This is a genomic window from Paenibacillus sp. GQ49 (assembly GCF_059759055.1).
This window is the reverse complement of record NZ_JCAXEL010000005.1, coordinates 194,607-206,506: the sequence shown is the minus strand read 5'-3', so window position 1 is coordinate 206,506 and position 11,900 is coordinate 194,607. Positions and strand designations below refer to the sequence as shown.

At 47.4% G+C, this 11,900-nt stretch carries 10 protein-coding genes; 3 read left to right on the top strand and 7 right to left on the bottom strand.

What is annotated here, in order from left to right; genetic code table 11:
* Positions 1 to 154 precede the first annotated feature (154 nt).
* A complete protein-coding gene (locus tag AC6CIF_RS12195) occupies positions 155 to 1,453 on the bottom strand; it encodes an IS110 family RNA-guided transposase (RefSeq protein WP_445253004.1) in 1,299 nt (432 codons plus the stop codon).
* A gap of 309 nt (positions 1,454 to 1,762) precedes the next feature.
* Here AC6CIF_RS12195 and AC6CIF_RS12190 point away from each other — a divergent pair, with 309 nt between their 5' ends.
* Entirely contained in the window at positions 1,763 to 2,635 is an 873-nt protein-coding gene (locus AC6CIF_RS12190) for a helix-turn-helix transcriptional regulator (RefSeq protein ID WP_498199829.1), read from the top strand.
* A 152-nt stretch (positions 2,636 to 2,787) separates the two neighbouring features.
* On the opposite strand, the gene AC6CIF_RS12185 is transcribed toward AC6CIF_RS12190, so the two are convergent.
* Positions 2,788 to 3,525: an SDR family NAD(P)-dependent oxidoreductase gene (locus AC6CIF_RS12185; protein WP_076210575.1), complete on the bottom strand. Its 738-nt coding sequence runs from the start codon at positions 3,523 to 3,525 to the stop codon at positions 2,788 to 2,790.
* 176 nt (positions 3,526 to 3,701) lie between these two features.
* Between AC6CIF_RS12185 and AC6CIF_RS12180 the strand changes: the two genes are divergently transcribed.
* Both AC6CIF_RS12180 and AC6CIF_RS12175 read left to right on the top strand, forming a co-directional pair.
* Entirely contained in the window at positions 3,702 to 4,316 is a 615-nt protein-coding gene (locus AC6CIF_RS12180) for a TetR/AcrR family transcriptional regulator (RefSeq protein ID WP_307412507.1), read from the top strand.
* A 95-nt stretch (positions 4,317 to 4,411) separates the two neighbouring features.
* A complete protein-coding gene (locus AC6CIF_RS12175; RefSeq protein WP_498199828.1) occupies positions 4,412 to 5,359 on the top strand; it encodes an alpha/beta fold hydrolase in 948 nt (315 codons plus the stop codon).
* Here the strand turns inward: AC6CIF_RS12175 and AC6CIF_RS12170 are convergent.
* The 5 genes from AC6CIF_RS12170 to AC6CIF_RS12150 all read right to left on the bottom strand — a co-directional run bounded on the left by AC6CIF_RS12170 (position 5,279) and on the right by AC6CIF_RS12150 (position 11,775).
* Positions 5,279 to 5,629: an SH3 domain-containing protein gene (locus AC6CIF_RS12170; RefSeq protein ID WP_498199827.1), complete on the bottom strand. Its 351-nt coding sequence runs from the start codon at positions 5,627 to 5,629 to the stop codon at positions 5,279 to 5,281. The two genes, AC6CIF_RS12175 and AC6CIF_RS12170, sit on opposite strands and share 81 nt — an antisense overlap.
* Positions 5,630 to 5,769: 140 nt before the next feature.
* The gene (locus tag AC6CIF_RS12165; protein ID WP_498199826.1) at positions 5,770 to 7,356 is read right to left on the bottom strand and encodes a glycoside hydrolase family 43 protein; all 1,587 of its coding nucleotides are present in this window, start codon (positions 7,354 to 7,356) and stop codon (positions 5,770 to 5,772) included.
* 62 nt (positions 7,357 to 7,418) lie between these two features.
* Positions 7,419 to 9,395, bottom strand: coding sequence for a YjhG/YagF family D-xylonate dehydratase (locus tag AC6CIF_RS12160; protein ID WP_498199825.1), 1,977 nt, complete (start codon positions 9,393 to 9,395; stop codon positions 7,419 to 7,421).
* Between the two features lie 16 nt (positions 9,396 to 9,411).
* The gene (gucD, locus tag AC6CIF_RS12155; RefSeq protein WP_498199824.1) at positions 9,412 to 10,878 is read right to left on the bottom strand and encodes an alpha-ketoglutaric semialdehyde dehydrogenase GucD; all 1,467 of its coding nucleotides are present in this window, start codon (positions 10,876 to 10,878) and stop codon (positions 9,412 to 9,414) included.
* A gap of 21 nt (positions 10,879 to 10,899) precedes the next feature.
* Complete coding sequence (locus AC6CIF_RS12150; protein WP_498199823.1) at positions 10,900 to 11,775, bottom strand: fumarylacetoacetate hydrolase family protein; 876 nt, start codon at positions 11,773 to 11,775, stop codon at positions 10,900 to 10,902.
* Positions 11,776 to 11,900: the final 125 nt, after the last annotated feature.

Genomic DNA, 11,900 nt, shown 5'->3' with positions numbered 1-11,900 from the left:
CTTCGTTCTACCTGCCAAGGGGTGGAGGCCGATTCTTGCTCCTAAACGGGGTCGTTGCCCTTATGGAATGGTATTCTTCGGCTTCTCCGGTGCTTCAATTGTCTCGTTATACATCTGTGAACGAGTGGAGATTTCAGGCTATTGATTCTTTGAACTAAGCTGCAATCTGTTGTAACTGCGCTTGTCGTACAGGACCAAGAACTTCGTTTGCGTTGTACTCTATTTCCTTCGTCCCCAGCGTGTGCAGGACTCGTATCAGTTTGCCGCAGAGCGCGATGAGCGACTGTTTTTTCTTCAGCGGATTTTGACTTCGTGTTGTGAAATACTTGTGAAGGGCCTTGAACTCCTCATTCTTAGCTACCATTGGCATGACGCAACGGAACAATAGGGCTCTTAGTCGAGATCGTCCACGCTTGGTAATGCCAGTTTTACCCTTACGCTTACCAGAACTATTTTCTTTTAGATTCAAGCCCGCCAACCGGATGATTTGTTGCCCGTGGTCGTAATGACTCAGATCGCCAACCTCAGCCAGAAATCCTGCAACGGTAACCGCGCCAACGCCTGGGATATTCAACATCTGCGTCGTTCCCGGTATCTCACTCAAGATATCCATGACCTGTTTCATGGTCGTTTCCACCTGTTTAGAGAAAAGCTCATACTGGTCGAGCAAGCTCAGAAGCTCCAGTCTCGCAGCTCGTAACCCTTCGGTAAGCCCGATGGATATCCCGGCTGTCGCAAAGAGCTTTTCCGCTCTCTTGATACCAACTCCACGCTTCACTTCCGTTTTCCAGTGTGCGAGAACGCCTCTGGCGCCTGTAGAGACGATCTCTTCCGGTGTCGGAAACTGGCGCATTGTCATCAAGGAAGTTTTGCCTTCCCAATCTTTAAACACGCTCAAATACTCTGGAAAATAGCGGTCGAACCAATTATGCACACGGGCCTTGACTTGGTTTAAACTCACCATAACCTTCTCACGGAAATTCATGAGGATGCGTAGTTCCGCATATTCCATTGCCGGCAATTTGGGCTCCGAGTACTTCCCGTTTCGAATGAGATCTGCAATGACTTTGGCATCCTTATAGTCACTCTTCGTCGGCGAGTTATCCTCAAGTTCCTTGCTCTTGTTTACGTGATGCGGGTTCACAATGACGATCTTGATATCTCGAGCTTCCAGAAAAGCGGCTAGCGGAAACCAGTAGTGCCCGGTAGGCTCGATTCCGAAAACAATGTCCGTTTTTAGATGAACCTCCTGAAGTTCTTTCATCCATGTTACTAGCCTAGTTAACCCTTCCTGATCGTTGTAGAACACGCAGTCTTTTCCTAATTCAATGCCACGGAAATCTACCGCTCTAGCTACGTGAATCTTTTTGGCAATGTCTGCTCCAATGACTAGCGTATCTTCTGTAATTCGCGTAATACGTTGATTCTGTTTCTGTTTCATCTTATACTTCATTTGTGCGCCTCTTTTCGTATTTGGGTATTGTTCTTTGGTCGGAACAACGATTCCCAGTATACTAAAGGCGCATTTTTCATTCAAAGCTCAAATTACTTCATTACAGGAATGGCTCCTTATCTAAGAATTCATTTTTAGAATCATCAGTTCGATCCTGCCCTGTTTGTTGTCAAATGAACACAATTTACAGCCACCTCCCCTTCATGTTACCGCTTACATTTATCTTACAGGTCTAAAAAAAGACAGACAATCTAAAAAATGTGACGTATTATATAAAATAATTGACTTTTTTAGGAAGGAGATGAAACGATGGTTCATACGGTTTCTTATGCTTTTCGTAATGACGATACATCAATCATGACACTGGACTCTATTGGATGGCAGATTGTTTCAAGCGAGGAATATCGTTGTCCAAGTGATGATAGACCGGACCCGGGGCACGTCGTTTTTCAATACACGCTTAATGGTCAGGGTTATCTGGATATTGAAAATCAAACGATTCCTTTACCAAAGGGACATGCCCTACTTGTTAAAATCTCCGGAGAACATTGTTATTACTATAAACAAGAGAACAACGAACCATGGGAATTTATATGGATCAACATTCGCGGGGATGAAGCCAACCGAATTTGGGATATGATTCATGATAATGAGGGACATGTCATTCGACGAAACGCGGATTCTCCCTTGATTCAAGAGTTATGGCAAATTATCCATTTGATTCATCAAGAGAAAGTTACGGACAAGTATCGCTTGTCCATGCAAGTCTATCGGTGGTTGCTTATATTGGTACAGACGAGTCGGGATGCGGAGAAGGATATCGGTGCCCTTTCAATAACAACAATTGAGAAATGTAAAAAATTCATACGAGAGAATTATGCATCTCCATTGACGCTGGATCTTCTTGCCAGCCATTGCGATATCAATAAACACTACTTGTGCAGGTTATTTCAGAAATCCGAGAAAACATCACCGCTAGCCTATCTCAAAGACAGACGTATTGAGGTAGCAGTGCGACTACTCCGCACAACGGAACTTCCGATTTCCCAAATTGGTCAACAATGCGGTTTTGAGAGTCCCAGCTATTTCGGCAAAGTTTTTCGGCAATATATGTCCATGTCGCCCAAAGAATATCGCTTGAATAAGTTAGAGTTTCCTTATGAGGCCATCTATTATGAATAGCTAAACTCGCTATTTGCTAGTTGTCCTTGGCTCGGGAACTGCTCTTATACCAATACAATAAAAAAAGCCGCTAGAATAGCGACTTTTAATGGAACTATGGAACTATGGAACTATGGAACTATGTTCTTTGTGTGCTTCGACGATTGCTGCACTTATTGAGCGGTGTATCCTCCATCTATGATCAAGCTATTTCCTGTCATATATGAAGAATCGTCACTAGCTAGGAACAGAACGGCTTTGGCCATCTCTTCTGCTTGACCCAGACGTTTCATTGGTGTTGCCGCAGAAAGTGCTTGTTTGCTCTCTTCCGGAATAATCGGTGTATCGATGAAGCCAGGGCAAAGGGAGTTCACCCGAATATTCTGCTCAGCATACTCCAGCGCGAGCGAACGAGTCAGGTTCACAACGCCGCCTTTAGCTGCATTATAGGCTGCTGAACCAGGCGAACCAACCCATCCGTACATGGACGCCGTGTTAACGATTGTACCTCCACCAATTTTGAGCATTTCGCGAATCGATTCACGAGCGACCAAGAAAACGCCGTCCAGATCAACATTGACCGTATTGCGCCATTCGGCATAATCAAGCTCATGCGTCGGATGAACACGTCCGATTCCCGCATTGTTGAATACGATATCGACTTGACCAAATGCTTCTACGGTTTGTTTGAAAATCTCAGAAACCTCTTCTTCACTTGTTATGTTTGCTTTAATAAAGAGAGCCTCTGCTTTAAGCGCTTTCAGTTCCTGCTCAAACGCCTTGCCTTTTTCTTCATTCAGATCCACCAAGACCACTTTAGCTCCTTCGGAAACGAATAAGCGAGCTGTTGCTGCACCAATCCCGGATGCTCCTCCTGTGATGACTGCAACTTTATCTTGAAGTTTGCCCATGAATAAATCCCCCAGTATAATATTTTGAATAGCGCCTATATAAATAGTGCTATATGATGTTTACAAAACTAATTCTATGCTTAAAATTGTAACAATCCAATCATTAAGATGTGACCAAGTGTCTACCTCGTAGACACTTTATAAAACTATGTCTATATTTATAGGAGTTTTTTTGAATGAATAATGAACTTACTGTGACATCTCAACATCGTAATCGAACCAAGGAGCACCTAAAAACCGCTCTGATTCAGCTCATTAAGAAAAAAGGATTCCATGGTGTTTCTGTCAAAGACATCGTTGATCAGGCCGGTTATAATCGCAGCACGTTTTATTTACACTACCAGGATAAATATATTCTCGCCGAAGAGTTGTTGAGTATGACACTCGAAGGATTGAGGGGCGCAGTAGGTAAACCTTATTGGCACGGTCAAAAGGTCTCAACAAACAAGCTGGATGCCGAATCTTTTCAAATCGTGGATTATATCTACGAGCACCGTGATTTCTTCGAACTGATTCAATACGATGATACGTTACCCGGTCTACATACAGGCTTTCCGCAAACCATACTCAAAATCTATCAGGAGCAATTTGTCTTTGAGACGATCAACAACTCCCCAGTTAATATGGATTATTTCAAGTACTATACCGCCTACGGTTTTTTTGGACTATTGAACAATTGGATATTAAGCGGATATCGTGAATCACGCGAGGCATTTATCAAAAACGTGATTGAACTCACCAAAACGCATATTCACTCTTTTCATTATGTCGGCAACACGTTTGAATCTTGATCTCAAGTAAGTTGATTTGAGAATCATGATGAACGATATGTCTGCTTTAGATAACAGCTGAATTAGTTATCAGCGGCAAAAAGTTGGAGAGGTCGATGTTTTTTATCGGTCCCAAGGATGGTCTAATTATATTGTTATTACATGAGTTTCCCTATTCGAGTCATATGTTTCGCGACCCGATTCCCAAACTGGCAGTACATTACCGTGTCATTGCCCCGGATCTTGCTGGATTCGGTCAAACAAAAACGCCGCCTCGCAGTCAATTCGCTGTTGAAGGTTTTACTCAAACCCTATCTCTCAATAAGTATGTACTATATGTATTTAATTACGGTGTACCTGTGGGGTATAGATTGGCCGTTGCTCATCCGGAGAAGGTTCAAGCTATCATTAGTCAGAATGGGAATGCATATATGGAGGGATATAGTGACGCATGGGGAGCCTGGGAGACGTACTGGCACTTACCGACACCGGACAACCGTGAAGCATGTCGCGATTCCTTAAGCCCTGAAACCACTCGTGATTTTAAGTATCTGCACGGTGCCGATGCCAGCCTGGTTTCACCTGACGGGTATACACTGGATATCGCGTACATGTCACGACCGGATGCGGAAGAAATTCAACTGGATCTGATTCTGGATTATCGGACCAATGTGGATCGTTATCCGGACTTTCAGGCATATTTTCGTAAGTATCAACCTGCACTTTTAGCTGTATGGGGCAAAAATGATCCTGCCTTCCTCCCTGCTGGCGCAAAGGCATACAAGCGTGTATTCCATCGGCGGAAATCCATTTGCTGGATACGGGACATTTTGCTCTTGAAACACATGCTGACGAGATTAGTGATCTCATTCAGCAGTTTTTGGCACCCCTCTCCGCCTATTAGGAAGTTAATACAGTCAAACACGCCATGGAATTCTTTTTGTCCAGATGGGCTCATTGATTCTGTTTACAATTTCCTTATTTTAATCCGATGGAGTCAATACCTTGTTTGGCAACCAGCCCTTCTCACCCTCTGCGGTATGAACAAAACTCCATTCATTTAGTTCAAATTCTTTTGTAACGATGATACCGGGTTTTACGGTTAATTCGTGTGCAGAATAGTCTGATAATGCAGTCGCGATCTGTTCTTCATTGGGAGTGCTTAATATTTGCTTCGGTACCCAGCCGCATTTTTTAGAATGCAAGGATTCACAGAAAATCCAGTTGGGGAATTCAGTATCTTCTCTCCCATATAGGATCGTATCTCCTTTAGCTAAAACGATGGGATCAGGATAGTTTGAATTATGGGGTTCAATAACTTTATATAAATTCATAATATACCTCCAACTATTATATTCGACCTGTTACCGACAAACATAATATCATATTATTATGTAGTTATTCATCCCTATTAGGATAAGCCAGAGCCCCCATCACAAGGGGCTCTGGCTTATCTCAATAAACTCACAGCATGCTATATTTCCTTATACATAAAATAGTCAAAATCGGCATGTTTTCGGGTTCCACCAAGATCCTGCACACAAAGACCGATATAGGTTCCCGTAAACCGGATATACTCCGGAGATTCATCGGACAGATGTGTGATATCAATCCACCCGCCTGCTGTATTCCAGGATGAATCACTATTTAACGCATAATAAAAGCGGGCGCGATCTTGATCCACCACAGCCTTTAAACGGAGCGTGCTCACCAACTCTAGCGGAATATCCTCCAGCAGTTCTTCGTATACCCCGTATTTGGACTGAATGATCCCCAGGCAGAGCCCTTTATCCTCATGATAAGTTACACGTAAGTAGAGATAGTCCTGGGTATCGTAGTACAAAATCAATCCTGCCATTTGCTGGGGATGGTCCGGCGCAAATTCCAGACACGTCTCGGCTTCACACTCCAAGGCTTGAAGCCTCCGTGCGATCATGCTTTGCCTGTGCGTTGAACTCATCGACTCCATGCCGTGCAAGCGCAAGTAACCGGGACGTTCCGTTAAGCTGACCCAAGTCGAATCGGGTGGAATGCGAAGTGTATTCCAAACCTGCCGAAGCTCAAATTGATCGAAATGATCCATTTCAGCAATCGGCTCAAACGGATGGGACGGGATCATCGGTGCAGGCACCTGAACCTCTGGATATCGGTCACCGCTCGCAAGTCTCAGCCAGCCGTCCTCGCTCCACGTACACGGCTGAAGTGCGGTCTCACGTCCAAGAATGCAATATTTGTGATGAACGGGTCGTCCGACCAGATGAGCCATGTACCATTCGCCGGTATGCGTTTCGACTAGACTACCGTGGCCTGCCTTTTGCAGTGCTAAATCCGGTCTGCCGTATGAAGTGAGGATCGGATTGGCAGGATCGACCTTATAAGGACCTTGTAACGTACGGGAACGTGCTGCGGTAACCGCATGCTCATAACCGGTTCCTCCTTCAGCCGTAATGAGATAATAATAGTCGTTGTGTTTATACAGGTGAGGTGCTTCGGTCAGGCCTAATTCTGTTCCCTTAAATATGTTCATGGCTGGTCCGATCAGCTTATGTTCCTGGACGGAATATTCCTGAAGAACGATGCCTGCAAACCGGTTTTTGCCCTTACGATGATCCCATATCATATTGACCAGCCATTTGCGCCCGTCTTCATCATGAAACAGGGAAGGATCAAAACCACTGCTGTTCAGATACACCGGTTCGGACCATGGGCCCTCGATATCCGTTGCTGTCACAAGGTAATTGTGGGTATCTTTAAAAGCGCCTACCCGGCTTTTGACATCGGTGTAGATCAGGTAAAACACACCGTTGTCGTAACTGAGACAGGGTGCCCATACGCCTCCGGAATTAATGTTGCCCTCCATGTTCAACTGGGTTACACGAGTCAGTGGAGAAGCGATTGGCCGCCAATGAACCAGATCCCGGGAGTGGTGAATCCGTACACCAGGGAACCATTCAAAGGTGGAAGTAGCGATATAATAATCCTCCCCTGCTCGGCATATGGACGGATCGGGATGGAAACCGGGAAGGATGGGATTGGTGATCATTTTCTTGATCTTATTCATGGAAGAAACCTCCGGTATGAAAGTAATGATCTGTACAACAACAGATACACAAAAGGTGGATATCAGTACCAGCCCAGCGCTTTTTTGCCGGCTTCCAGGGCGGTTACGATCCGCTCTACATCATATACATTCCCTCTCCAAGTCCCACCGCTGACCGATTGCAATGCAGCCCAGAGCTTTGTATCATCCGGCAAAGCTTCATCAGGCCTCATATCCGGATGGAAGGACCTTTGTGCCAGGATGAGAGCACCTTCTTCCGGCGAAAACGCCAGCTCTCCTTCTCCGACAAAGTTAATGCTGCCCTCCAGCGTGTTACGATCAACCACGATGTCAATCAGATCTCCGTTCCGCAGCTTGCCAATTGGTCCGCCTGCCAGCGCTTCAGGGCCAACATGACCAATGCACGCTCCGGTGGAAACACCGGAGAACCGGGCATCCGTAATCAGTGACACGTATTTGCCAAAAGGCAAATGTTTAAGCGCAGATGTAAGCTGGTACGTCTCCTCCATTCCAGTTCCCGATGGACCTCGCCCGAGAAGCACAACAACGTCGCCTGCCAGAATACCTCCGGTCTTAATCGCATGGATCGCCTCACGTTCGGTGGTAAACACCTTTGCTCTGCCACGATGACGGTATACGCCATGCTCATCCAGCACAGCAGGATCAATAGAGGTGGATTTGATGACAGAACCTTCTGGAGCGATATTCCCGGTTGGAAATGTTACGGTCGAAGAGATTCCAAGCCGCTGAGCGTGTTCTACACTCATGATGACACTGTCCGGATCAATGCCGTCCTGCTCTTTTAACTGCTTCCGCATGAGATGACGGCGTTCCGACGATTCCCACCAGTCCAGTACCTGACCCAATGAAGTACCTGTAACCGTTGGTACAGACTCATCCAACAGACCAAGCTGTCTGAGGTGGAGCATGACCTCCGGTACACCTCCGGCCTGAAAGACACGTATGGTCGGATAAAAGATCGGTCCGTTTGGGAGGGCACTAACAAGCCTCGGAACATTTTTGTTGACCTGTATCCAGTCCTGTACTGTAGGTACGGTTAAACCGGCGGCATGGGCAATCGCCGGTATGTGAAGAAGCAGATTGGTCGATCCGCCAAACGCGGCATGAACGGTCATCGCATTGCGAATGGATGCATCCGTGACAATGTCTCCCATTCTCATCCCCTGAGACTCCATATGGATGAGTGCACGTGACGATTGGCGTGCCATTTCAAACCAGATGGGCTGACCGGAAGGTGCAAGCGCGGCATGTGGCACTGTCATACCCAGAGCCTCTGCTACAACCTGGGCCGTAGCCGCGGTACCTAAAAACTGACAGCCTCCTCCCGGTGTAGCACAAGCTCGGCATCCTAAATCAGACGCCATTTCCAGAGAAAGTTCCCCGTTGACGTAACGTGCACCGATGGTCTGAATTTTACCGGCGTCCTCTCCATCGGTAGGCGGAAGTGTGACGCCACCGGGAACGATTACACCAGGTAATTGCGGCATGCCGGCAAGCGCGAGCATCATCGCTGGAAGACCTTTGTCACAAGTGGCGACACCAAGAACACCTTTACGCGTTGGCAGCGAGCGAATCAGCCTGCGAAATACCATAGCGGCATCATTCCGGTACGGAAGCGAGTCAAACATGCCGGTTGTCCCCTGTGATCTGCCGTCACATGGATCGCTGACATATCCAGCAAACGGGATTCCTCCACGGCTTGACAGTTCTTCTGCGGCAGCCTTCATCAGCAGGCCGACTTCCCAGTGGCCCGTATGGTAACCGAGTGCTGCCGGGCTGCCGTCTTCATTGCGTATGCCACCTTGTGTACTCAAGATCAGAAATTGTTTTCCGTTCAAATCCCCGGGCTTCCAGCCCATTCCAACATTCTGGGACATGCCAAACAAGTCGCCGCTTGGAGCATTCCGCAGCAAATCATCCGTTAGAGGCAGACGTCCTGCAGCCCCTGGAGCATGGGCTATGATATCGAAGCAGTTGGATGCGGTCTCTCCCATAATCGACGTAATCTGTTCGTACATGATAGCCTCCCACAGTTTATGACTTCACAAAGACCGTTTTGATGGCCGTGAAAAACTCGATAGCCGCTTGCCCCTGTTCTCTGGAGTGTGAACTTGACATCTTCATTCCGCCAAACGGAGCCTGCAGCTCTACGCCGGCCGTTTCTGCATTAATTCTGACGAGTCCTGCATCCATGTCCCGGATGAAAGACAACATGGCTCCGACGTTCTGTGTATAGATGGAAGCACTCAAGCCATAATCGCTATCATTAGCCGCTTCGATGGCTTCCTCCAGGGAATCTACCGCAATCAAGGCCAGAACCGGGCCAAAGATTTCTTCCCGGGCGATGGACATATGGGATTCGACCCCTTCAAATACGGTCGGCTGCACATAGAATCCCTCTTCCAGTCCCGGACCGTCCCCTCTTTTTCCGCCAGCGAGCAGAACAGCACCTTCATCCTGGCCTTTTTGAATATAACTCAGCACGGTATTGAGCTGTCCTTCGCTTGCACATGGACCCATCCAGCTTCCAGAAGACATGCCGTCACCCAGTCGAATTTCCTGGATTTGCGAGAGCAGCTTTTCTTTGAAGGCGTCGTATACTTTTCGTTCAATAATGACCTTGCTGGTGGCCGTACATTTTTGCCCGGTCGATTTCAACCCACCGCTGATCGTGGCTTCCACAGCCAAATTCAGGTCAGCGTCAGCCGCGATAATAATCGGGTTTTTCCCACCCATTTCAAGTTGATACTTGGCCCCACGTGCCAGTGCTGCGCCGCCGACCCGTTTGCCCACTTCATTGGAGCCTGTGAATGTTATTCCGCCCACATCCGGATGCTCAGCAAGTGCAGACCCGATCACTGAGCCTCTGCCGCATACCAGATTAATAACGCCTGCCGGAATGCCCGCCTCTTCAAAACACTCCATTACTTTAGCTGCAGTGACCGCAGTTTCCTGAGCAGGCTTCAACACAACCGTATTGCCGTAAATCAAGGCCGGAGCCGTTTTCCAAATCGGAATGGCTACCGGGAAATTCCAAGGAGCAATAACCCCTACAACGCCAAGGGGTACGCGGGTCGTAAACATCAGCGCTTCGCTGTCCGTTGATGGAATGACATCCCCAGTTTTTCGCATGCCTTCTCCGGCGTAATACCTTAAGATTGCGACACCGCGCAGTGTCTCTCCTTTGGCTTCTGGGAGTGTTTTGCCCATTTCCCTGGTCATCGCCTCTGCAACTTCATCGGCCCGGCGTTCCAGCACATTGGCTGCCTGAAATAGATAGTTTCCGCGTTCCGCGCCCGATAACCTCCGCCAATCTTTTGCTGCTTCCTTCGCGGCTGCGACAGCCCGGTTCAGATCCTCTACGCCTGAGGTGGGTACGTAGCCAACTACTTCCTTCCGATTCGCCGGGTTGATGCTCGGTTCGGTTTCACCGGATGTCGCCTTCACCCATTCTCCGTTAATGTAATTGCTGTATGTCTGCTCTACCTGAAATGTGGTCATTGCATTCATCCTCCTTGTACATTAGTTTGAAATGACTGGATTAATAAGTGTCCCGATATCGCTAATGGATATTTCAATGCGGTCCCCGGGTGCAAGTGTAAAATCATTGGGTGGCACGATGCTAGTACCTGTCAATAAAACAGTACCATCAAACAGATCGTTATCTCTGGCCAGAAAAGAAACCAGCTCATCAAGTTTTCGGTTTAACTCACTCGTGCTTGCCTCGCTTTTGACGACCAAATCTCCTTCACGATATATTTCGCAGACGATGCTGAACGCATATGGATTCTGCACCGTTTCCGCTAGACGAATGGCCGGACCTATAGAACAGGAATTGCGCCACATTTTTGCTTGCGGCAGATACAGCGGGTTCTCCCCTTCAATATCGCGGCAACTCATGTCATTGCCAACGATGTATCCCACAATGCTGCCATCCGCGGCAAGCACCAACCCCAGCTCCGGCTCCGGGATCTGCCAATTGGAATCGCTGCGAAGCGTGACTGCCTCAAGCGGTCCTATAGTGCGGGCTGCTGTGGATTTAAAAAAGATCTCCGGTCTTTCGGCATCATAAACTTTATCGTAAAAGGTCTTTGCATCCAGCTTGCCTTCCGTTGCTTCATAATTTCGCGCTTCGCGGCTGCGCTGATAAGTCACACCCGCCGCCCATACTTCCGGAGCTTCCAATGGAGTGATTAGATGTAAGGAAGTCCAATCGTCAGTTAACTTGTTTAACGCTTTAAAAGCGCTTTCAACAAGTTGGACGGGAGAAATCCCCTGCTTTCTTGCTTGATAGATCAAAGTCATAAAATCTGCTTGTGGCAAACGATACGCTTGTTCATCATCCGTAACGGCTGCCAGCCACTTCTGTTGTCCGTCCAGAAATCGAATAATTCTCATTCAAGCTTGCCTCCATTTTTCCCCATCGGGTTGATAATACTACCATAGCACCCGCTATGGTTCATGACGATGTTCTAATCACTCCGACGATTTACCCTTTTCACGCATTTTTTTTCTGTTAAGAT